The sequence below is a fragment of the Polaromonas sp. LjRoot131 genome, assembly GCF_964252805.1.
GTDB lineage: Bacteria > Pseudomonadota > Gammaproteobacteria > Burkholderiales > Burkholderiaceae_C > Polaromonas.
Window position 1 is genome coordinate 490,030 of the sequence record NZ_CAXUPF020000001.1, and the last position, 20,486, is coordinate 510,515.

The 20,486-nt window shown below is 65.3% G+C and carries 21 protein-coding genes; 13 read left to right on the plus strand and 8 right to left on the minus strand.

All coding sequences use genetic code 11. From position 1 onward, the window contains the following. Window positions 1-11 precede the first annotated feature (11 nt). A complete protein-coding gene (locus ACSQ27_RS02345) occupies window positions 12-1,037 on the minus strand; it encodes a zinc-binding alcohol dehydrogenase family protein (RefSeq protein ID WP_436153877.1) in 1,026 nt (341 codons plus the stop codon). Window positions 1,038-1,151: 114 nt separating this feature from the next. On the opposite strand from ACSQ27_RS02345, the gene ACSQ27_RS02350 reads away from it, so the two are divergent. Then, the gene (locus ACSQ27_RS02350) at window positions 1,152-2,054 is read left to right on the plus strand and encodes a LysR family transcriptional regulator (RefSeq protein ID WP_436153878.1); all 903 of its coding nucleotides are present in this window, start codon (window positions 1,152-1,154) and stop codon (window positions 2,052-2,054) included. 195 nt (window positions 2,055-2,249) lie between these two features. Continuing rightward, on the plus strand, window positions 2,250-2,618 hold the full coding sequence (locus ACSQ27_RS02355; protein WP_436153879.1) for an HPF/RaiA family ribosome-associated protein: 369 nt from the start codon (window positions 2,250-2,252) through the stop codon (window positions 2,616-2,618). Window positions 2,619-2,624: 6 nt separating this feature from the next. Here ACSQ27_RS02355 and ACSQ27_RS02360 read toward each other — a convergent pair whose 3' ends face one another. From ACSQ27_RS02360 to ACSQ27_RS02370, 3 genes are all read right to left on the minus strand, one after another. Next, window positions 2,625-3,095, minus strand: coding sequence for a GNAT family N-acetyltransferase (locus ACSQ27_RS02360; RefSeq protein ID WP_436153880.1), 471 nt, complete (start codon window positions 3,093-3,095; stop codon window positions 2,625-2,627). Window position 3,096: 1 nt separating this feature from the next. After that, a complete protein-coding gene (locus ACSQ27_RS02365) occupies window positions 3,097-3,642 on the minus strand; it encodes a hypothetical protein (protein ID WP_436153881.1) in 546 nt (181 codons plus the stop codon). 88 nt (window positions 3,643-3,730) lie between these two features. Beyond that, complete coding sequence (locus ACSQ27_RS02370) at window positions 3,731-4,237, minus strand: DUF1993 domain-containing protein (RefSeq protein ID WP_436153882.1); 507 nt, start codon at window positions 4,235-4,237, stop codon at window positions 3,731-3,733. Between the two features lie 148 nt (window positions 4,238-4,385). Here ACSQ27_RS02370 and ACSQ27_RS02375 point away from each other — a divergent pair, with 148 nt between their 5' ends. Next, window positions 4,386-5,138 (plus strand): metallophosphoesterase family protein, encoded by a 753-nt coding sequence (locus ACSQ27_RS02375; protein WP_436153883.1) that lies wholly within the window; start codon window positions 4,386-4,388, stop codon window positions 5,136-5,138. Then, window positions 5,135-6,571, plus strand: a complete 1,437-nt coding sequence (locus ACSQ27_RS02380; protein WP_436153884.1) for a serine/threonine protein kinase — start codon at window positions 5,135-5,137, stop codon at window positions 6,569-6,571. The genes ACSQ27_RS02375 and ACSQ27_RS02380 overlap by 4 nt, the downstream gene beginning before the upstream one ends. Before the next feature lie 3 nt (window positions 6,572-6,574). On the opposite strand, the gene ACSQ27_RS02385 is transcribed toward ACSQ27_RS02380, so the two are convergent. After that, window positions 6,575-7,132 (minus strand): LuxR C-terminal-related transcriptional regulator, encoded by a 558-nt coding sequence (locus ACSQ27_RS02385; protein WP_436153885.1) that lies wholly within the window; start codon window positions 7,130-7,132, stop codon window positions 6,575-6,577. An 88-nt stretch (window positions 7,133-7,220) separates the two neighbouring features. Here ACSQ27_RS02385 and ACSQ27_RS02390 point away from each other — a divergent pair, with 88 nt between their 5' ends. Both ACSQ27_RS02390 and ACSQ27_RS02395 read left to right on the plus strand, forming a co-directional pair. Continuing rightward, complete coding sequence (locus tag ACSQ27_RS02390; RefSeq protein WP_436153886.1) at window positions 7,221-7,928, plus strand: CoA transferase subunit A; 708 nt, start codon at window positions 7,221-7,223, stop codon at window positions 7,926-7,928. 1 nt (window position 7,929) lies between these two features. Further along, the gene (locus ACSQ27_RS02395; protein ID WP_436153887.1) at window positions 7,930-8,565 is read left to right on the plus strand and encodes a 3-oxoacid CoA-transferase subunit B; all 636 of its coding nucleotides are present in this window, start codon (window positions 7,930-7,932) and stop codon (window positions 8,563-8,565) included. A 74-nt stretch (window positions 8,566-8,639) separates the two neighbouring features. Here ACSQ27_RS02395 and ACSQ27_RS02400 read toward each other — a convergent pair whose 3' ends face one another. From ACSQ27_RS02400 to ACSQ27_RS02410, 3 genes are read right to left on the minus strand one after another with little or no spacing between them, the layout of a single operon-like run. Beyond that, on the minus strand, window positions 8,640-9,227 hold the full coding sequence (locus tag ACSQ27_RS02400) for a MarR family winged helix-turn-helix transcriptional regulator (RefSeq protein ID WP_436153888.1): 588 nt from the start codon (window positions 9,225-9,227) through the stop codon (window positions 8,640-8,642). Further along, complete coding sequence (locus ACSQ27_RS02405; RefSeq protein ID WP_436153889.1) at window positions 9,224-10,423, minus strand: Gfo/Idh/MocA family protein; 1,200 nt, start codon at window positions 10,421-10,423, stop codon at window positions 9,224-9,226. Before ACSQ27_RS02405 ends, ACSQ27_RS02400 begins: the two co-directional genes overlap by 4 nt. Next, window positions 10,420-11,397 (minus strand): PDR/VanB family oxidoreductase, encoded by a 978-nt coding sequence (locus ACSQ27_RS02410; RefSeq protein WP_436153890.1) that lies wholly within the window; start codon window positions 11,395-11,397, stop codon window positions 10,420-10,422. The genes ACSQ27_RS02405 and ACSQ27_RS02410 overlap by 4 nt, the downstream gene beginning before the upstream one ends. 157 nt (window positions 11,398-11,554) lie before the next feature. On the opposite strand from ACSQ27_RS02410, the gene ACSQ27_RS02415 reads away from it, so the two are divergent. The 7 genes from ACSQ27_RS02415 to ACSQ27_RS02445 all read left to right on the plus strand — a co-directional run bounded on the left by ACSQ27_RS02415 (window position 11,555) and on the right by ACSQ27_RS02445 (window position 20,331). Next, a complete protein-coding gene (locus ACSQ27_RS02415; protein WP_436153891.1) occupies window positions 11,555-12,862 on the plus strand; it encodes a Rieske 2Fe-2S domain-containing protein in 1,308 nt (435 codons plus the stop codon). A gap of 67 nt (window positions 12,863-12,929) precedes the next feature. Next, window positions 12,930-13,910: a Bug family tripartite tricarboxylate transporter substrate binding protein gene (locus ACSQ27_RS02420; protein ID WP_436153892.1), complete on the plus strand. Its 981-nt coding sequence runs from the start codon at window positions 12,930-12,932 to the stop codon at window positions 13,908-13,910. A gap of 38 nt (window positions 13,911-13,948) precedes the next feature. Beyond that, on the plus strand, window positions 13,949-14,941 hold the full coding sequence (locus ACSQ27_RS02425) for an ABC transporter substrate-binding protein (RefSeq protein WP_436153893.1): 993 nt from the start codon (window positions 13,949-13,951) through the stop codon (window positions 14,939-14,941). 59 nt (window positions 14,942-15,000) lie between these two features. After that, entirely contained in the window at window positions 15,001-15,969 is a 969-nt protein-coding gene (locus tag ACSQ27_RS02430) for a DMT family transporter (protein WP_436153894.1), read from the plus strand. Between the two features lie 51 nt (window positions 15,970-16,020). Beyond that, complete coding sequence (locus ACSQ27_RS02435; protein WP_436153895.1) at window positions 16,021-17,295, plus strand: citrate synthase; 1,275 nt, start codon at window positions 16,021-16,023, stop codon at window positions 17,293-17,295. A 209-nt stretch (window positions 17,296-17,504) separates the two neighbouring features. After that, window positions 17,505-18,491 carry a Bug family tripartite tricarboxylate transporter substrate binding protein gene (locus ACSQ27_RS02440; RefSeq protein ID WP_436153896.1) on the plus strand — a complete coding sequence of 329 codons (987 nt, stop codon included), beginning with the start codon at window positions 17,505-17,507 and terminating at the stop codon, window positions 18,489-18,491. A gap of 34 nt (window positions 18,492-18,525) precedes the next feature. Continuing rightward, the gene (locus ACSQ27_RS02445) at window positions 18,526-20,331 is read left to right on the plus strand and encodes a thiamine pyrophosphate-binding protein (RefSeq protein ID WP_436153897.1); all 1,806 of its coding nucleotides are present in this window, start codon (window positions 18,526-18,528) and stop codon (window positions 20,329-20,331) included. The last annotated feature ends 155 nt before the right edge of the window (window positions 20,332-20,486 follow it).

Consider the following 20,486-nt stretch of genomic DNA (forward strand, 5'->3'; position numbering starts at 1 on the left):
ACAAAAAAAACCTAAACCCATCCCTCCAACACCACTTTCCCACGCGACTTCCCCGACTCGATCAACGCATGGGCGCGCCGCAAATTCGCGGCATTGATGCTGCCGAAGCGCTCTGTCAGCGTGGTGCGGATCAGGCCCGCATCGACGAGTTGCGCCATTTCGGTCAGCAGCCGGTGCTGCGCCGCCATGTCGGCCGTGCCGAACATGGAGCGGGTGAACATCGACTCCCAGTGGATCGAAATGCTTTTACGTTTGAATTTCGTGATGTCGACGTTTTTCGGGTCGTCGATCAGGCCGAACTTTCCTTGCGGTGCCAGCGCTTCCACAATCTGGTCCAGGTGCGAATCGGTCTGCGTGAGGCTCACCACGTAGTCGACTTCGGGAATGCCGATGCGTTTGAGCTCGGCGGTAATCGGCCGGCTGTGGTCGATGACGTGGTGGGCGCCGAGTTCTTTCACCCAGGCCTGGGTTTCGGGGCGTGATGCGCTGCCGATGACGGTCAGCGAGGTCAGGCGCGCGGCCAGCTGCGTCATGATGGAGCCGACACCGCCCGATGCGCCTATGACCAGCAGCTTTTTGTGCGTGGGCTTTTTGCCCGGCTGCAGGCCGAGGCGGTCGAACAGCATTTCCCAGGCGGTGATGCTGGTCAGCGGCAGCGCGGCGGCTTGCGCGAAGTCGAGCGAGGCCGGCATGCGGCCCACGATGCGCTCGTCCACCAGGTGCAGCTCGCTGTTGGTGCCGGCCCGCAGGATGGAGCCCGCATACCAGACCTTGTCGCCGGCCTTGAACAGTGTGACCTCAGGGCCGACGGCGCGCACGATGCCGCTGGCGTCATAGCCCAGCACCTTGTAGTCCTGGCCGGCGGCGGGCGAAACGCCGTTGCGCACCTTGGTGTCCACCGGGTTGACGGAAATCGCTTTCACCTCCACCAGCAGGTCGTGGCCGGTGGGTGTCGGGTCGGGCAGGGTGATGTCGGCAAGGCCGGCTGGGCCGGCCTGATCGAGGGTGTGGGCTTGGGTGTAGCCGATGGCTTTCATGGGATGTTCCTTGGGGGTGATAGATAAACGGGAGTCAGGCCTTGAACTGTATGGATTTTGAAAATAGAGATAAACAAGGTGGTGATTGAAGGTATTTGCAAATAAAATTTGTAAATGAAAGCCCTGCAAGACCTGGAGATCTTTGTCCGCACCGTGGATTCGGGCAGCCTGTCGGCCACTGCACGTGGGCTCGACCTGACACCGGCAGCCGCCAGCGCCGCGCTGAAGCGGCTTGAGGCGGAACTGCAGGCGCCGCTGTTTGTACGCTCCACCCGCAGCCTGCGCCTCACACGCGAGGGAGAGGTCTTCCTCGCGCATTGCCGGCCCGCGCTGGCCGCCTTGCGCGATGCGCGGCTGGAACTGGCCAGCGGCCGGCAGCAGGTCAGCGGCATGCTGCAGCTGGCCGCGCCCTCCGACTTCGGCCGCAACCTGCTGCTGCCCTGGCTGGAGGAATTTCAGCAACAACACCCCGGCATCCGCTACCGCCTGCATCTGTCGGACCGCGTCACCAATGTCTACAGCGATCTCGTCGATGCCGCTTTCCGCCAGGGCGAGCCGCCCGATTCCAGCATGCTGGCGCTGCCTGTGCACCTGACCAACCGCCGCGTGCTGTGCGCCTCGCCTGCCTACCTGCAGGCGCATGGCACGCCCGCCACGCCGCAAGCCCTGGCCCAGCACAGCTGCCTGTGCTTCATGCTCGGTGAAGAGGTGTATGACCGCTGGAGGTTCTGGCGTGATGGGGAAGAGCTCACCGTGCGCGCCGGCGGCGGCAACATCGCCAATGACGGCGACGTGGTGCGCCTGTGGGCGCTGGCCGGGCGCGGCATCATCTACAAATCGCGGCTGGACGTGGTGGCCGACCTGGCCGCGGGCCGGCTGGTGGCGCTGTGCACCGATTGGCAGACCGAGGCCTCGCCGATGTACATGGTGTTACCGGGGCGGCGGCAATTGACGCCGGGCCTGCGCCTGCTGCGGGAGTTTATCGAGCAACGCTGCGCGGAACTGACCAAGGCCTAGTTTGCAGGAGGGCGCCCGCATTGGCAAGCAAAGCGCCCAAACCCGCCTTGACTTGAGGGTTGCGTTCAGGACTACAGACCTGAGCGCCCATCGCGCGCACAATGAATTTTCCAGCCGCCATCTTGGCGGATCGGATCATCAGGCAGCCCGGCCCACGGGCCCGCGCGCTGCAACTCCCTGAAAGGAAAAACGCGCATGCAAATCCAGGTCAATTCCAATCGCAGTTTGAACACCGGTGAATCTTTCGAGCGCTGGGCCAGCGGCGAATTGCATCAATCGCTGGGCCGCTTCAAAGGCGACATCACACGTATCGAAGTGCACATGAGCGATGAGAACAGCGACAAAACGAGCCCGGACCAGAAGCGCTGCGTGATGGAGGCACGGCTGGCGCACCACGAGCCGCTGGCCGTCAACCACAACGCGCCCAACCAGGACCTGGCTTTCCGAGGCGCAAGCGACAAACTCAAGCGCATGCTGGACCACACGCTGGGCAAGCTGCGCGACCATCACCGCGACCGCGAAACCATACGGCACGAACCCGCGCCCGAATCCGGGACGCCTTAGCCGCGCTCAGAGCGCCTTGACCATGGCGAAGCGCCGGAACTGCGCGCCGCGCAGTTCGATGTGCTGCTCTTCCTTGATGGTGAATCCCTGGCGCGCGAAGAAAGGCTGGCCCAGCAGGCTGGCTTCGGTGTAAAGCTGCGCAACGCCGAGCCCGCGCAACGCGGCCTCGGCGCGGCCCAGCAATTGCGAGGCCACACCGCGGCGCGCCGCCAGCGGTGAACTGAACATCAGGTCGATGTGGCCGTCTTCTTCGTAGCCGACAAAACCCAGCAGCGCATCGCTGTTTTCAGCCTCCTGCGCCAGCAGCACCTTCAAGGGCTTCAGCCGCGCTTCCCAGATGCCCAGGTCGGGCGGCTGCGGCGCCCAGGCTTTGCGCTGCGCGGCGTCGTAGTGGCTCACGGCCAGGCCGTGAATCGCATCGGTGAACAGCTGGGCGACGGCGGCCAGGTCTGCGTTTGTGTAGGGTCGGATGTGCATTTCAGCGAGGAGTCTCGGACGGTTCCTGGTCTTCCGGGTCTTCGCGCGGCGACTCAGCCACCGGAACCATGCGGTGGGCAAATGCACCTGCCTTCACAATCAACACGATTGCCAGCAACAGTTCAAAGAGGGCGACGGAGATATCCAGCTTGGCGTCCGGTGTGATCGATGAGAAGGCTGCACTGGATTCCATGAACAGAAAACTGCGGAAAATAAGCCACACCAGGGTTGGCGCCGCCTTGGTGATCAGCCATAGGCCCAGCAGCGCCGAGCCGACCTTGGCAAGCTCATGGGGTTCGGCGGACAAGCTGTTCTGGTAGTGCGTGCGGGGCAACAGCTTGTGGGCAATCGCCATGGGGAAAAACCAGAACAGCAGCGCTGCGGCAACGTAAGCCACCCCGATGGCGTAGGAAACGATGCCTGGGGTTTTGCCTAGATTGTTTGCGGCAAGCGCTGCAGGGATGGACACCCAGTAGGCCACGCTGGCGATGCCAAGCCAGATGGCGAACAAACGAACACCCAGGCCAACGAGTTGTTGAGGAGTCATGGAAATTCCTGTTGTAGGGCGGGGTGTCATCCCGCCGGTCCGGCCACTGCGGCCGGGAGGGCTGGTTTTACCATGCGTTACCCGGAATTCAAAAACTCCCCAGGTAATCCATCTTGCCCAGCGGCACGCCCTGGTGGCGCAGGATGTCATACGCAGTGGTCAGGTGGAAGAAGAGGTTGGGCAGCACGAAGTTCAGCAGGTAGGGCTCGCACTCGAAATTCATTTCCTTGCCGCGTACCTTGAGCGTCACGCTACCGCCGGCGCGCGCATTGATTTGCGCTTCGTCCACGGTCTTGAGGAAATCCAGCGTCTTGGCGATGCGGGCCTGCAGTTCCTCAAACGTGGTTTCGGTGTCGGCAAAGCTGGGCGGGGTGACACCTGCCAGGCGCGCCGCGCCGAATTTGGCGGCGTCGCTTGCGCCCTGGACCTGGCCGGAGAGCGGGTACATGTCGGGCGCCAGGCGGGCGTTGACGTAGGTGGAAAGGTCCACCTTGTTGGCCTCGGCATGGGTCTTGGCTTTTTCAAGCACGGCCGACAGGTTGGTGAAGCCGCGGATGAAGACGGGAATGGAAGCCTGGTAGAGGGTCAGTGCCATGGGAATTCTCGAGGGTTGGTTTCGGCGGGATGGCCGTGGCGGAAACGCCGGAGCCGATTTTGTTCCCGTTGCGGAAATTTTGCTGGCATGGTGCAAACTTGCCGGAAAGCCGTGTTTCACGCTGAATTAAAAACTGCCGCCTGATCCAATGAAAATCGCTCTGCTGTCGGATATCCACGCCAACCTGCGCGCGCTGGAAGCCTGCCTGGCCCATGCCGCCGCGCAGGGCACAGGCCGGCTGGCCGTGCTGGGCGACCTGGTGGGCTACGGCGCGCAACCGGTGGAGGTGGTGCAGCGCATTCGCGGCCTGGCGGGCGAGGGTGCCATTGTGCTCAAGGGCAATCACGACGAATGCGCCGTGGCGCCACCCGCGCAGGCCCGTTCACTCGACCAGAGCGGCGCCGCCTGGACCCATGAACAGCTAGACCAGGCTGCGCTGGACTTCCTTTCGGCGCTGCCTCTGACGGCCACCGTCGATGCGGCGCTGCTGGTGCATGCCAGCGCCGACGCACCCGGGCGCTGGCTTTATGTCGACAACGAACGCCGCGCCGAAACCAGCCTTGATGCGGCGTGCCTCAACCCCGCGGTGCGCTATGTGTTCTGCGGCCATGTGCACGAGCAGAGGCTTTATTTCCGCGGCGCGGGGCAGGGATTGATGCGCTTTGAGCCCACGCCGGGTGTGCCCATCCCGGTGCCGCCGCACCGGCGCTGGATCGCCACCGTGGGTTCGGTGGGCCAGCCTCGCGACGGCAACACCCGGGCCATGTATGCGCTGTTCGACGCCGACCGCGCCGAGCTGACGTTTCACCGTGTGGTTTATGACCACCTGGCCGCCGCTGCCGACATACGCGCGGCGGGTTTGCCCGCCTATTTCGCCGAGCGGCTGGAGGCGGGCTTGTGAAGCTGATGGCGCCCGGCACCGTGGTCGACGGGTTTGTCGTCGGCGAATGCCTGCATGCCGGCGGCATGGCGCACATCTACCAGGTCGGGTATGCCGACCCGTCGCGGGCCGTGCCTTTTCCCATGGCCATGAAGGTGCCGCGCATGACGGCCGGCGACGGCGCCGAAAACATCGTGGGTTTCGAGGTCGAGCTGCAGTTGCTGTCGGCGTTGACGGGGCCGCATGTACCGCGGCTGGTGGCGGCGGGAGACCTGGAAAAACTACCCTACCTGGTGATGGAGTACGTACCCGGCCGTACCCTGCAACAACTGCTGGACGACACCGCGGGGCCGCTGCCCGCGCAGGAGATTGCCCGGCTGGGTGTGGCCGTGGCCCAGGCGGTGCACAGCCTGCATCTGCAGGATGCCTGCCACCTGGACCTGAAACCGGCCAACGTGCTGATGCGCCCCGACGGCAGCGCGGTGCTGCTGGATTTCGGGCTGTCCTGCCATGCGCATTACCCGGACCTGCTGGCCGAAGAATTGCGTCCCGCCGTCGGTTCGCCCGCCTGGATGGCGCCTGAACAGGTGGTGGGCGTGCGGGGCGACCCGCGCAGCGACATCTTTGCCATCGGTGTCATGCTGTATGAGCTGGCCACGCGCGAGCTGCCCTTCGGCAACCCGCAAACCCGCGGCGGCCTGCGGCAACGCCTGTGGATGGACCCGGTGCCGCCGCGCGCCCTGCGGCCGGAACTGCCCGAATGGCTGCAGGAGGTGATCCTGCATTGCCTGCAGAGCGAAGCCGGCCGGCGTTATGCGTCGGCCGCGCATCTGGCGCTGGACCTGTCGGACCCGGCGCAGATCGCCGTGACGGAACTGGGGCGGCGCCTGCGGGCCACGGGCTTCTGGGCTCATTTCAAGCGCTGGCTGCGCGCTGCGGGCAAGGACTACAAGCCCAGCGCGCTGCCTTCGCGGCAGATTGACGCGGCGCCCATCATCATGGCGGCCGTGCCGCATCGGGACGTGAGCGACGCCACGCTGTATTCGCTGCGGCGTGCCGTGATGCGGGTGCTGGGCACGGCGCCCGGCGCGCGGCTGGCCTGCGTGACCGTGATAGACCCGGCGGAAGCGGACGGCCACGACACCGGGACCAGCGAAACCACGGTGCACCGGCGCTACCTGGGCATGCTCAGGCAGTGGGCCCAGCCCTTGGGCCTGGACAACCGGACGCTGTCCTTTCACGTCATCGAATCGGGCGACGTCGCGCAGGCACTGCTGCACTATGCCCGGGGCAACCAGGCCGGCATCATTGTGATGGGGGCCGCGACGCACGGCCTGCAGATGCAGCGCCTGCTGGCGACCGTGCCGATCAAGGTCGCCATGGCGGCGCCCTGCACGGTGATCCTGGTCAAGCAGGTGTTGCCGTTTGACCGGCTGGCGGGGGAAGAGGGCTAGGCTTCAGGAGCCGGCCATCAGCTTGTGTACGAGGTCGGCCGTCGTCGATGCCTTGTACTTGCGCATTAGTCGCGCGCGGTAGATTTCGACGGTGCGGTGGCTGATGACCAGCGCGCGGCCTATCTCCTTGGAGGTCATGCCGTCCATCAGGTGGGCGGCCACTTCGCGCTCGCGCGCGGTGAGTTCGGCCGTGACCGGTCGGCGCGAGCTGAGGTCTTCGAAAGTCCAGATGCCGGCCTCGTGCGGCGCGCTGCGGTTGAGGGCGCGGCCGGTGACGTGGCACCAGAAGGTCTCGCCCTTGTTGCGGCCGTCCACGCGTTTCATGATGCGGTCGTCGGCGTACAGGCCCTTGGCGTTCAGGATGGGAAGCATGCGCGCGCCTATGCGCTCATACTCGTCCGCGCTGGGGTAGAGGATCTGGAAGGACTGGCCGGCGAGCTGCTCGCGCGTGGCGCCGAACATCTCGCATAAATGCTGGTTGCAGTCCACAATCGAGCGGTTGCGGGACAGCACCAGTCCCACCGGCGCCAGATCGAATGCGAGCTGGTAATCCACTTCCACAGTACTAACCTTTACGGAAAACTACGTAACTTAATAAGTAGTATCGTAATGGATTGCCCGGACATCGAACGACTCAAGGAGACGATTTGTGAAGAAACTTTTTCCCTCAGCCGCGGAAGCCCTCAAAGGCGTGGTCAAGGACGGCCAGTTGCTGGCCGTGGGCGGCTTCGGCCTGTGCGGCATTCCCGAGGCGCTGATTGACGCCTTGCGCGACAGCCATGTGAAGAACCTGACGGTGATTTCCAACAACGCGGGCGTCGACGGCTTCGGCCTGGGCAAGCTGCTGGAGACCCGGCAGATCAAAAAAATGATCTCCAGCTATGTGGGCGAGAACAAGGAGTTCGAGCGCCAGTACCTGGCCGGCGAACTCGAGCTCGAATTCACGCCCCAGGGCACGCTGGCCGAAAAGCTGCGCGCCGGCGGCGCCGGCATCCCGGCTTTTTTCACCAAGACCGGCGTGGGCACACAAGTCGCCGAGGGCAAGGAGTTGCGCGACTTCGACGGCGAGACCTATGTGATGGAGCGTTCGCTGGTGCCCGACGTGGCCCTGGTCAAGGCGCATGTGGCCGACAAGTCGGGCAACCTTCGCTTCAACCTGACGGCCCGCAATTTCAACCCGGCCGCCGCGATGGCCGGCAAGGTCTGCATCGTCGAGGTCGAGAAGATCGTCGAAGTCGGCGAGCTGGCGCCCGATGACATCCACCTGCCGGGCATTTATGTGCACCGCATCGTGCTCAATGCGAATCCTGAAAAACGCATCGAGAAAAGAACCATCACCGAGAAAGCGGGAGTTTGATATGCCCTGGACCCAAGACCAGATGGCGGCGCGTGCCGCCCAGGAACTCGAAGACGGTTTTTACGTGAACCTCGGCATCGGCATCCCGACGCTGGTGGCCAATTTCACCGGCGACAAGGAAGTGTGGCTGCAGTCGGAAAACGGCATGCTGGGCATAGGCCCTTTCCCGACCGCAGACCAGGTCGACGCCGACCTGATCAACGCCGGCAAGCAGACCGTCACCACCATCAAGGGCTCGTCCATCTTCGGCAGCCATGACAGCTTCGCGATGATCCGCGGCGGCAAGGTCAACCTGTCCATCCTGGGCGCGATGCAGGTCAGCGAAAAAGGCGACCTGGCCAACTGGATGATCCCGGGCAAGATGGTCAAGGGCATGGGCGGCGCGATGGACCTGGTGGCCGGCGTCAAGCGCGTCATCATCCTGATGGAACACGTCGCCAAAAAGAAGGACGGCACCGAGGACATGAAAATCCTGTCCAAGTGCACCTTGCCGCTCACCGGTGTGGGCGTGGTGGACCGCATCATCACCGACCTGGCCGTGATGGACGTGACGCCCGAAGGCCTCAAGGTGGTGGAACTGGCGCCCGGCGTGACGCGCGAAGCGCTGCAGGCCAAGACCGGCGTGACGCTGATTTGACGCGCAGCTGAAAAGCAAAAAGCCGCCGGCCTTTTCAGGCGGCGGCTTTGGCGCCACGGGGTTCTCCCTGGGGCTTATTTTTTTGCCGGCCTCGTTCTTTCGGTGCTTTTCGCGGGTTCTGCCTTCCCATGCCGCCCGCCTTCGGTGGCTGCCGCGGCCCTGCGCCTGGCCGGCGTGGCCTTGTCCTGCAGCAGCTCGTCCCTGGCCAGGTTTTCGATCATGGCCAGCAGCACCGTGCGTGTCATCTTGATGTGCTCGGGCTCTATGCCTTCGATGCTCACGTTGTTGGTCTCTTCGGCCAGGGGCACCAGCAGCTTCTTGAGCGCGCGGCCCTTGTCGCTCAGGTGCACATACATATTCTTTTTGTTGGTGGGCAGCTGCTTGCGCTCGATGTAACCCAACGACTCCATGGCCTTCATGGCGGTGAAGGTGGTGGGTTCCATCACGCCGGCGCGCTCGCTGAGCTCTTTTTGCGTCAGGCCGTCGGATTCCCAGAGGATGCGCAGGAAAGTCCAGTGGCCAAAAGGCACCCCGTGCTGCGCCAGCCGCACCTGCAGCGCCCGGTGAAAGGCGCGTGAGGCATCGCGTATCAGGTGCGCGAGGCGGTCATTGGGCACGGCTTCACGCCAGTGGCGGATGATGTTTTGGGTGTCGTTGCTCATGAACCGACATTGTGACCGACTTGGTGCGGGGGCACGCAATCCCGGCCGCTGCGGGCGGATTCGAGCAGCGCCAGGCAGACCGCCGTGGTGGCGCGGGCCCATTCGCCGCTGTGCACGGCCGGTTTGCCCTCGACGACGGCGGCGTACAGCTCGTCTATCACCTCCTGGCGCGGGATGGCGGGTACGGGCAGGGCTTCCACGGTTTTTTCGCTGTCGGCATAAATGGTGATGTCCGACGGTCCGGGGCGCAGGTCGGCTTTTTCGCAGCTCACGATGAGCTGGCCGAAATGCTGGTGGCGCAGGCCCTGGGGCAGGGCGTTGCCGGCCGTGTACAGGCTGCCGCCGTAGTTGCGGGCGGCTTTGAGCGCGCTTTCTTCGGCGGAGCTGGCCGCGCCCTGCAGCCGCTTGCGGGCCGCGCCATAGTCGGCCGGGTTTTTGGCTTGGCCCATCTCGCCGATATTGCCCAGCAGTTCGTCCGAGTCGTAATGGCCGTAGCCGCTGTAGGTGGCCGAGGCGAAGGCGCCGCTTTCAAAACCCAGCAGCGCGCTGTAGGCGCCCTCGGTGGGACGGCTCGCGTCCCAGGCGCCGGTGTGGGCGCGCACGCTGCGCACCAGCCCGCCGCCCAGCAGGCGCACGATGTCCATCTGGTGCGTGGCCTGGCTGTGGATCACGCCGCCGCCGGCGGCCGTGTCCAGCTCTTCGGGCCGGCGCGGGCGGTAGAGGAAGTCCGTGAAGTTGAGCGCGTGGATCATCTTCACCGCGCCGTAGCGGCCGCTGTCGATGAGTTCGCGCGTGCGGCGTATGGGGGTGTTGAAGCTGTGGCTGTGGCCCACGATCAGGTGGACACCGGCGCTGCGGGCCGCGTCAATCATGGCCGAGCATTCGTCCACCGTCAGGGCCATGGGTTTTTCCACCATGACGTGTTTGCCGAAGGAGGCGGCCAGGCGCACGTGTTCGGCATGGAACTGGTGCGGCGAGGCGATGTAGAGCGCCTCCATCGCCGGGTTGGCGCACAGCGCCTCGATGGAGTCGTAGCTGGGCGCGCCGAAGTCTTTTTCAAACTGCGCGCGCGCCGCAGCGATGGGGTCGGTCGCGCCGACCAGCTTCACGCGGCCGTCGTGTACGAAGGTGGGCAGCATGAGCGTGAAGGCCCGGCCCAGTCCGACCACCCCGAGTTTCAGTGTGCGCTGTGTCATAAGTCCAGTACCAGTTCAGGCGATTTTGCACGCGAGACGCAGACCATGATGTGATCGGCCTTCTCCTCGTCGGTTAGCACCATGTCGCGGTGCTCGGCCTCGCCGGCCAGCAGGCCGGTCTTGCAGGTGCCGCAGGTGCCGCTTTCGCAGGAGCTGGCCACGCGCAGGCCGCTGCCGCGCAGAGCTTCCAGGAGGGTCTGCTCGGCGCTGACCTCCACGGTTTTCCCGCTTTTCGCCAGGCGCACGCTGAAGGGCGTGTTTTCCGCATAGACCGTGGCATCAACGCCGAAGCTTTCGAAATGCACGGTGCCCGAAGGCCAGTGGCCCGACATGTCGGCCACGCTGTCCATCAGGCCTTTGGGGCCGCAGCAGTAGACGTGTGCGGCGGCGGGCTTTTCAAACACTGGCCACAGGTCCAGCGCTTCGTCGATGTCGCCGTTGTCGTGGTGGATCTGCACCTGGCCGGGAAATTCGGATTGCAGCTCATGGCTGAAGGCCGTGCCGGCGGCGTCGCGTGTGCAGTAATAAAGCTTGAAGCCGCCGGCCTGGGTGCGCTTGAGCTGCCGCATCATCGAGAGGATGGGCGTGATGCCGATGCCGCCTGCGACAAAGATGAAGTCGCTGGCGTGCGCGGCCAGCTCGAAGTTGTTGCGCGGCGCGCTCACGGACAACAGTTGACCGGCCTGCACCTCGTCGGCCATGCTGATGGAGCCGCCGCGGCCGCGCCCGTCGCGCTTGACGGCGATCTGCCAGGCGCCGGTGTCGACCGGGTCGCTGCACAAGGAGTAATTGCGGCGCACGCCGCTGGGCACTTCCACCGTCAGGTGCGAGCCGGCCGTGAAGGCGGGCAGGGGCGCGCCATCGGGGCGTCGCAGTTCGAACAGGTAGATGCCTTGCGCGACTTCTTCCTTGCGCGCAACCTTCAGGGGGAAAAAATCGGGCTCCGCCGTCGCAACGCTAGGGTTAACGCTCATTCTTGTCTCCACAAAATTTTCTTGACAAATCACAAAATAACGATAATCTTAGTCATCTAAGAATAATCGCCTTGCCCCGGATTTGCAAGCTGTTTTTAAACCCGTTTTGAATGCAGGGCCCAGCCGTGGCCCGCCACTGACTAGAAGGACATTCGCGATGTTGACCGCTGAGGAAAATGAACTCTTGTGCCGCGTTGAAGGCCAGGCCCCCATGGGCCAACTCATGCGCCGCCATTGGACGCCCGTCTGCCTGATCGAAGAGGTCAGCGAGCCCGACGGCACGCCCGTCAAGGCGCGCGTGTTCGGCGAAGACCTGGTGGTGTTCCGCGACACCAAGGGCCGCGTCGGCGTGATGGACGAATACTGCCCGCACCGGCGCGTCTCGCTGGTGTTCGGCCGCAATGAAGACTGCGGCCTGCGCTGCCTCTATCACGGCTGGAAGATGGACGTGGAGGGCAATGTGCTGGAGATGGTCTCCGAGCCCGCCGCCAGCGGCATGGCGCAAAAGGTCAAGCACCTGGCCTATCCGGTGAAAGAGTGGGGCGGTTTTGTCTGGGCCTACATGGGCCCGAAAGAAACCCAGCCCGAGTTCGAACCGCCGGCCTGGGCGCCCACGGCCGATGCCAAGGTCACCATCGCCAAGGCGCTGATTCCCTGCAACTGGGCGCAAATCCTTGAAGGCGCGATCGACTCGGCGCACAGCTCCAGCCTGCATTCCTCCGACATGGTGCCGGCGCGGGTCGAAGGCGCCGAAGCCACCGGCACCAACTGGCTGCGCCCCTCGACCGACAAGGCGCCGCGCCTGCAAGTCGAGCGCGGCAGCTACGGCTTTCGCTACGCCGCCATCCGCCGCCCGATCAAGAACGCGGCCGCCAACGACTACATCCGTTCGACGGTGTTCGTCGCGCCGGCCACCGCGCTGATCCCGCCCAACAATCTCTACAACGTCGCGAACATCAACGTGCCGATGGACGACACCAACACGGCCTTCTATTTCATCGCCTGGGGCCATCCCTCGCAGACGCCCGACACCGACAGCTGGCGCAGCTTCCTGGGCCAGCAGCTGGGCCCCGACCTCGATGCCAACTACGCGCCGCTGCGCAACCGCGCCAACCACTTCTGGCAGGACCGCGAGGCCATGAAGGCCGGCAACTTCACCGGCATCACCGGCTTCCCCAACCAGGACATCGCGATGTGGGTGACCATGGGGCCGATTGCCGACCGCACGCACGAGCGCCTGGGCGCCAGCGACATGGCCGTGGTCGAGTTCCGCAAGCAGATGCTGGAGGCGGTGCGCGCCTTCCAGGCCGGCGGCACGGCCATAGGCACCGGCGCGGCGCGCATCCCGTCCAGTGTGGTCGCCTTCCAGGCCATCGTGCCCAAGACCACCGACTGGCGCGCCTACCAGGCGAACTATGTCTGGGATACGCGTGAGCCCGCACTGGAGCCGTCCTATTCCACCTAGCCTCGCTTTGTTCCCGTTTGCTTCCCGTTCCGCATCGTCCGCTTAAAAACTATCAGGAGACAAGTCCATGAAATCCCCACGCCGCTTCCTCTTGCTGGCCGGCACCTTGCTGCTGGCCGGCCTGCTGCCCCAGTTCGCGAGTGCCCAGGGCGCTTACCCGAACCGTCCCATCAAGTTCGTCGTGCCCTATGCGGCCGGCGGCCTGCCCGACACGGTGGCGCGCATCTTCGCGCAGCGCCTGGGCGATAAATTGGGCCAGGCTGTGGTGGTCGACAACCGGCCCGGCGCCAACGGCGTGGTCGCCGCGCAGGCGCTGGCCACGGCCCCCAAGGACGGCTACACCTTCCTCGTGACCGACGGCTCGATGTTCTCCATCAACCCCGCCATCTACAAAAACCTGGGCTATGACTACAAGCGCGACTTCATGCCGGTCTCGCTCGCGGCGCGCGCACCGCTGTACCTCGCGGTGCACCCCAAGGTGCCGGCCAACACGCTGCAGGAATTCATCGCCCTGGCCAAGGCCAAACCCGGCACGCTGAACTACGGCTCTTCGGGCATAGGCAGCACCCACCACCTGACCATGGAAGCCATGAAGGCCGCACTGGGCCTGCAGATCACGCACGTGCCTTTCAAAGGCACCGGCCAGTCGGTGCCCGCGCTGATCGGCGGCCAGGTGGAGGTGCTGTTCTCCGCGCTGCCTTCGCTGGTGGGTTTTGTGAAGGGCGGTCAGGTCAAGCTGCTGGCCACCAACTCGGCCCGCCGCTCGGCCCAGGAACCGAATGTGCCGGCCATCGCCGAAATCATTCCTGGCTTTGACTTCGCACCCATCGTCGGTGTGCTGGCCGCCACCGGAACACCCACCAGCGCGATCGACCGCATCAGCGCCGAGATGGCGCAGATCGCCAGGATGCCGGAGGTCATCGCCACGCTGAGCAATGCCGGCATCGAGCCCATAGGCAGCAGCCCGGCCGACTACGGCAAAGCCATCCTCGGCGAAAACGAGCGCCTGGCCAAGGCCATAGCAACGTCAGGCATCAAGCCTGAATAAACCTTTACTGAAACCTCTCTCAAGGAACACACCGCGACATGTCAAAACTGAAACTGAGCTTCGGCTGCTGGAACTACGACCGCACCCGCGCCCTGATGGACGGGAGCGTGCAGCCCGACGGCATCGATTTGAACTACCTCAACATGCCGGTGGAAGAAACCTTCTTCCGCATGCTGCGGCACAAGGAGTTCGACGTCGCGGAAATGTCGCTCTCGTCGTACACCGTGTCCCTATTCAACGAGTCGCGGCCTTTTGTGGCGATCCCGGTGTTCCCTTCGCGCTTCTTCCGCCACTCCTGCATCTATGTGAACGCCAAGTCCGGCATCCGCGAAGCCAAGGACCTGATCGGCAAGCGCGTCGGCAACCCCGAGTACCAGATGACAGCCCCGGTGTGGATACGCGGCATCCTGTCCGACCACTACGGCGTGCCGGTCGACAGCGTGACCTACTTCACCGGCGGTGAAGAAGAGCCCGGCCGTTCCGAGAAAATCAAGCTCGACCTGCCGCCCAATATCAAGGTCGAGCGCATAGGGCCCGACCAGACCCTGGCGCAGATGCTGCTCGACGGCGAGATCGACGCGCTCTACACCGCGCGCATGCCGTCCAGCTTCCTCAAGGGCGGCGGCAAGGTGCTGCGCCTGTTTGACGACTACGAACAGGTCGAGCGCAACTACTTCAAAGAGACGGGCATCTTCCCCATCATGCACACGGTGGCGATACGCCGCGACGTCTACGAGGCCAATCGCTGGGTGGCGCGTTCGATGATGAAAGCGCTTGAAGAATCGCAGCGCCGCACCTATGAAGACCTCTACGAAACCGCGGCCCTCAAGGCCATGCTGCCCTGGCTGACCTCGCACGTCGAGCAGGTCAGGCGCGAGATGGGCGAGGACTTCTGGCCTTACGGCTTCGAGAAGAACCAGGCCACGCTGCAGACCTTTTTACGCTACTCGTTTGAACAGGGCCTGTCCAAACGGCTGCTCAAGCCCGAAGAACTGTTCGCACCCGAATCGCTTGAGGCGTTTAAGATCTGAGCCCGTGACTGACCTGGCTTTTACCTCCGCCGAAGCGGGCCCGCACCGGGTGCTGACGGATGTCTGACCCGCTGCTCGGTTACCTGCTGGCAAGCGGGGCGCTGCTGCTTTTTACCGCCTCCATCCTCATCACCAAGGCGGCCTCCAGCCGCCTGGACCTGGGGCTGGGCTTCCTGATCGCGACTTCCACCAACGTGGCTTTTTCCGCATTGGCCCTGCTGGTGCAGATGCAGCTGCGCACGGACACCCTGCAGTGGAACCTGCCGGCCTTCTTCATGTTCGCGGCCGCGGGCGGGTTCTCGACCTACCTGGGGCGCTGGTTTTTCTACGAGTCCGTGGTGCGCTTCGGCCCGGCCAAGGCCAGCATCTTCCAGATCAGCAGCCCGCTGTTCACTGCGATGATGGCCTGGCTGCTGCTGGGCGAGCGGCTGACCCCGCTGGTGGCGCTGGGCATGGTCATGACCATCGCCGGGCTGATGCTGGTGAGCTGCAAGCCGGATTTTTTCTCGCGGCGCAGCAGTCCCGTCGCCGCGATGGCACCCGACGGCGAGCCTGCACCCGCCGTGACCAAAACGCCCGCGATGCAGCGCCTGATGCAGTCGGTGCTGCTGCTCGGCATGGGCAGCTCATTGGCCTATGCCATCGGCAACGTGCTGCGCGGCAGTGCCGTGCGCAGCTGGAACGAGCCCATACTCGGCGCCCTGATAGGCGCGGCTTGCGGCCTGGCGCTGCAGGTGGCTTTCAGTGCCGACAAAGGCGCGATGGTTTCCCGCGTGCGCGCCGCCCGCCGTAGCGGCATGGCCCTGTTTGCCACCATAGGCGTGACCACCATCTCGGCGCAGATGTGCGCCATCGGGGCCATGCGCTACATACCGCTGTCCGTCGCCACGCTGGTGACGCTGTGCACACCCATCCTGGTCTTTCCGCTCAGCCACCTGCTGTTCAAAAACCAGGACAAGGTCACGGCAATCACCCTGGCCGGCAGCGGCTTGACTTTGCTGGGTATATTCATCATCGTGATGCGCTGAGCACCTCTCGCGTTCGAACGCGCGGGAACCCCCAGGAGACACAAGGCATCCATGGACACCCCGGACAAAACGCTGCACCGCGACTACGCCTCGGCGGCCGAGGCCATGGAGATCCTCAAGGTCAGGCAGCAGACCTTGTACGCCTACGTGAGCCGGGGCTGGATACGCAGCGTGGCCCAGCAGGGCCGGAAGGGCAAGCTCTACCTGCGCGACGACCTCACGCGCGTGGGCATGCGCTCACTGGCGCGTTCCGGCCACGGCGCGGTGGCGGCCTCGGCCATGAACTGGGGCGAGCCCATCTTCCCGACCGCCATCACCGAAATCACCGAACAGGGCCCGCGCTACCGCGGCCACCTGGCGGCCGACCTGGTGCGCTCCGGCGCCTCCTTCGAAGCGGTGGCCGAACTGCTCTGGACCGGCGAGCTGGCCACCCGGGCGAAGCCCTGGACTGTGCGCAAACCCTCCGCCGAACTCGTCAAGCTCACGCAGACGCTGACCACACTGCAGGTGCAGGGCAACGTGCTCGAATCCTTCGCGCTGGTGGTGCTGCTGCTCGGCATGCGCCGCGGCTCCGTGGCCGAGCGCCTGTCGCAGGGCAAGACCCTGCCGGCCGCGCGCGAGATCATGCAGACCGTGGTGGCCTGCTGCGGTTTTGTCGGCGCGGCGCACAGCTACCGGCCCCTGCAGCGCGGCGAGTCCATGGTCACCGGCCTGTTGCACGCATTGGCCGTGCCACCCACCGCGGAGAACCGCGAAGCCCTGCGCGCCATGCTGATCCTGATGGCCGACCATGAACTGCCGCCCGGCACCCTGGCCGCCCGCGTCGTGGCCTCCTCCGGCGGCACCCTGCACAGCTGCCTGGCTGCCGCGCTGTGCGCGACCTCGGGCGTGTCCGTGGGCCGCATGTACGAACGCGTGGAAGACTTCCTGGGCCAGGCCCCCACCACGGCCGCGCTCGTCAGGCGCGCCCACAAGCTCCATGCCCAGGGCCAGAGCGTGCCCGGTTTTGATCACCCGCTGTACCCCAAGGGCGACCCGCGCGCCGCGCAATTGCTGGCCCTGGTGTTCGCCCGCGAGAACCCCGGCCGCGAACTGCGCGCGGTCTCGCGTTTCATCGACGAGATGCGCGCCGGCGCCGGACTGCTGCCCCGGCAGGAACTGGCCCTGGTCGTGATGGCCCGCGCCATGGGCCTGCCGCGCCAGGCCACGGCCGCGCTGTTTGTGCTGGGCCGGCTTGCGGGCTGGGTTGCGCATGTGCAGGAACAGCGAGCCAGTGGAACCTTGCTGCGCCCCCGTGCGAAGTTTGTGGCCCCCACAGTCGCCTGATAGCTCCAGTCTTTACCAGCAGGGGCCGCGGGACTGGCTTTGCCAGACCGCAGGCGCAGCGGCCCCCTCGGGGGGCAGGAAGCTACACGCAGTGAGCGACCGTGGGGGCCCGTTCACATTGATTCAATGTTCAAGATTGAATGATTGAGTTGTCTTCACTAGGATGACTGGCGCCTGCAAATTCGCGCCATAAAAACTGGAGACAAGACATGCCATTCAATCGCCGCACCGGGGTGCTCGCCCTCTGCTTTTCCGGCGCTTTCGCCGCCTTCGCCGGCTCCCCGGGCTGGGCCCAGGACTATCCAACCAAACCCATCCACATCGTCGTGCCGCTGCCGCCCGGTGGCTCCAACGACGTGCTGGCCCGTATCCTGGGCCAGAAGATGTCCGAGTCCTTCGGCCAGCCCGTCATCGTCGACAACAAACCCGGCGCGGCCGGCAACATCGCCACCGCCTTCATGGCCAAGACCGAGCCCGACGGCTACAACATCGCCGTCGCGCCCAACCAGACGGTGGCCGTCAATCCCGTGCTCTACCCCAATCTGCCCTTCAACGTGAACCGCGACCTGACCGGCATCACGATGATGGGCCGCGTGCCCATGGTGCTGGTGGTGTCGCCCGACAAGGTGCAGGCCACCAGCGTGGCTGAACTCATCGCGCTGGCCAAGGCCAACCCCGACAAGCTCAGCTATGCCTCCGCCGGCTCCGGCAGCCCGCAGCATATGGCGGCCGAGGTCTTCAAGTCCATGACGGGCACCAGCATCACCCAGATCGCGTACAAGGGTTCGGCCCCGGCGCTGGTCGACGTGCTGGGCGGCCAGGTGGACGTGATGTTCTGCCCCATGAACTCGGCCCTGCCGCACATCCGCAGCGGCAAGCTGCGTGCACTGGGCACCACCGGCACCAAACGCGTCGAGCTGCTGGCCAACGTGCCCACGATTGCCGAGACGGTTCCCAAGTATGAAAGCGACATCTGGATCGGCATGGTGGCTCCGGCCAAGACACCCAAGACCATCATCAACAAGCTCAATGCCGAGCTGCGCCGCTCACTCGCGCTGCCCGACGTGCAGGCCAAGCTGGCCGAGCAGGGCATCTACGCCGAATCCAGCACACCCGCTGAATTCACCAAGCTCATCGCCGACGACCAGAAGCGCTGGGCGGCGGTAATAAAGGCCGCCAACATCAAGCCAGAGTGAGCGTCTCTCAGACCCTTTTTCATCAGGAGATTTCATGACCGTTCCTTCCGGCTCCTCCGTGCGCCGCGACATTCCCCAGCCTTCCGGACCGGAAGACACCGTCTGGGCCAGCGACGCCATCGCCGACATGCTGCGCGCAATGGACATCCCCTATGTGCTGCTGAACCCGGGCGCGAGCTTTCGCGGCCTGCACGACAGCATCGTCAACCACCTCGGCAATGAGAAGCCGCAGATGATGGTGGTGCTGCATGAGGAGCACGCGGTGGCCATCGCCCACGGCTATACCAAGGTGACCGGCAAGCCGCTGATCGCCATCCTGCACAGCAACGTCGGCCTGATGCACGGCTCCATGGCCATCTTCGACGCCTGGGTCGACCGCGTGCCCGTCATCGTGCTGGGCGCCACCGGCCCGGTCGACGCCAACAAGCGCCGCCCCTGGATCGACTGGATACACACGGCGCAGGACCAGGCCGCGCTGGTGCGCCACTTCATCAAGTGGGACTGCCAGCCCGCGTCCATCCCCTCGGCGCAAGAGGCCCTGCTGCGCGCGCGGCAGATCGCCACCACCGCGCCCCAGGGCCCGGTCTATGTCTGCTTTGATGCGGCGTTGCAGGAATCCAAGCTGGCCGAGCGTCCCGCCATTCCCGACCCGGCGCGCTACCTCGCGCCGCCGCAGGCCAGGCCTTCGGACGAGGTCGTCGCGCAGGCCGCGGCTTTGCTGTCGAAAGCCAGCCGCCCGGTGATCCTGATGGGCCGCGTCACCCGCAGCGAAGCCGCCTGGGCCGAGCGCATCCAGCTCGCTGAAACCCTGAACGCCGAGGTGCTGACCGACCTGCGCGTGGGAGCGGCCTTTCCGACCGACCACCCGCTGCATGCCGCGCCCAGCGGCGCCTTCCTCACGCCCAATGCGCAGGAAGTGCTGCGCGAAGCCGACGTGGTGCTGAGCCTGGACTGGCTGGACCTTTCGGGCACGCTCAAGCAGGCCTGGGGCGACAAGCCTGTGGGCAGCAAAATCATCCAGGTCTCGGTCGACCACTACAGCCACAACGGCTGGAGCATGGACCACCAGGGCCTGCCGCCCGTCGACGTCTTCATGCTGTGCGAGCCCGAGCCCGCCGTGACCCTGCTGAACCAGCATGTCAAACCGCGCAAGACGCCCGCGCCGGCCAAACGCCCGCTGCCGGTATACCCGCCGGTGCAACCCGTGCCGGGTGCTTCAGGCGCCAGCAACATGATGGTGTCCACGCTCGCGGCCACGCTCAAGCGCGCGGTCGGGGAGCAAAAGGTCTGCCTGATGCGCCTGCCCCTGAGCTGGAGCGGCGAGATGTGGGACTTCAAACACCCGCTGGACTTCCTCGGTTATGACGGCGGCGGCGGCATAGGCTCAGGCCCCGGCATGTCCATAGGCTCGGCGCTGGGCCTCAAGGGCAGCGACCGCCTGCCCGTCGCGGTGATCGGCGACGGCGACTACATGATGGGCGTCAACGCGCTGTGGACGGCCGCCAACGCGCGCATCCCCATGCTGGTGGTGGTCTGCAACAACCGCTCCTTCTTCAACGACGAGGTGCACCAGGAGCGTGTGGCGCGCCAGCGCAAGCGCCCGATCGAGAACCGCTGGATAGGCCAGCGCATCAGCGACCCGCCGCCCGACCTCGCCATGATGGCGCGCGGCCAGGGCCTGACGGGGATTGGCCCGGTCGAAGACGCCGGCGAACTCGAGAAGATCCTGGTCGACGCGATTGCCGCCGTAAAGCGCGGCGAAACCGTGGTCGTCGACGTGGTGGTGCAGACCGGCTACAGCGCGGCCATGACGGCGGGGCTCACACGGTCCAAGGACTGAGCCGGTTCTTCCCCGGCCTTTTTCCCTCTCCCTCTGGGAGAGGGTTAGGGTGAGGGCCGGCGGCGCTCGAGCCACCGCAGCCGTCTGAAGACGGGGAGCCCTCACCCCCGCCCTCTCCCAGGGGGAGAGGGAGTAAGCCCGAAGAACTGAATTTC

Bases quoted from the DNA above. Each gene is read 5' to 3' on its own strand.
- ACSQ27_RS02345 (WP_436153877.1), bottom strand. From the start codon at position 1,037: ATGAAAGCCATCGGCTACACCCAAGCCCACACCCTCGATCAGGCCGGC.
- ACSQ27_RS02350 (WP_436153878.1), top strand. From the start codon at position 1,152: ATGAAAGCCCTGCAAGACCTGGAGATCTTTGTCCGCACCGTGGATTCG.
- ACSQ27_RS02355 (WP_436153879.1), top strand. From the start codon at position 2,250: ATGCAAATCCAGGTCAATTCCAATCGCAGTTTGAACACCGGTGAATCT.
- ACSQ27_RS02360 (WP_436153880.1), bottom strand. From the start codon at position 3,095: ATGCACATCCGACCCTACACAAACGCAGACCTGGCCGCCGTCGCCCAG.
- ACSQ27_RS02365 (WP_436153881.1), bottom strand. From the start codon at position 3,642: ATGACTCCTCAACAACTCGTTGGCCTGGGTGTTCGTTTGTTCGCCATC.
- ACSQ27_RS02370 (WP_436153882.1), bottom strand. From the start codon at position 4,237: ATGGCACTGACCCTCTACCAGGCTTCCATTCCCGTCTTCATCCGCGGC.
- ACSQ27_RS02375 (WP_436153883.1), top strand. From the start codon at position 4,386: ATGAAAATCGCTCTGCTGTCGGATATCCACGCCAACCTGCGCGCGCTG.
- ACSQ27_RS02395 (WP_436153887.1), top strand. From the start codon at position 7,930: ATGCCCTGGACCCAAGACCAGATGGCGGCGCGTGCCGCCCAGGAACTC.
- ACSQ27_RS02400 (WP_436153888.1), bottom strand. From the start codon at position 9,227: ATGAGCAACGACACCCAAAACATCATCCGCCACTGGCGTGAAGCCGTG.
- ACSQ27_RS02405 (WP_436153889.1), bottom strand. From the start codon at position 10,423: ATGACACAGCGCACACTGAAACTCGGGGTGGTCGGACTGGGCCGGGCC.
- ACSQ27_RS02410 (WP_436153890.1), bottom strand. From the start codon at position 11,397: ATGAGCGTTAACCCTAGCGTTGCGACGGCGGAGCCCGATTTTTTCCCC.
- ACSQ27_RS02415 (WP_436153891.1), top strand. From the start codon at position 11,555: ATGTTGACCGCTGAGGAAAATGAACTCTTGTGCCGCGTTGAAGGCCAG.
- ACSQ27_RS02420 (WP_436153892.1), top strand. From the start codon at position 12,930: ATGAAATCCCCACGCCGCTTCCTCTTGCTGGCCGGCACCTTGCTGCTG.
- ACSQ27_RS02425 (WP_436153893.1), top strand. From the start codon at position 13,949: ATGTCAAAACTGAAACTGAGCTTCGGCTGCTGGAACTACGACCGCACC.
- ACSQ27_RS02430 (WP_436153894.1), top strand. From the start codon at position 15,001: ATGTCTGACCCGCTGCTCGGTTACCTGCTGGCAAGCGGGGCGCTGCTG.
- ACSQ27_RS02435 (WP_436153895.1), top strand. From the start codon at position 16,021: ATGGACACCCCGGACAAAACGCTGCACCGCGACTACGCCTCGGCGGCC.
- ACSQ27_RS02440 (WP_436153896.1), top strand. From the start codon at position 17,505: ATGCCATTCAATCGCCGCACCGGGGTGCTCGCCCTCTGCTTTTCCGGC.
- ACSQ27_RS02445 (WP_436153897.1), top strand. From the start codon at position 18,526: ATGACCGTTCCTTCCGGCTCCTCCGTGCGCCGCGACATTCCCCAGCCT.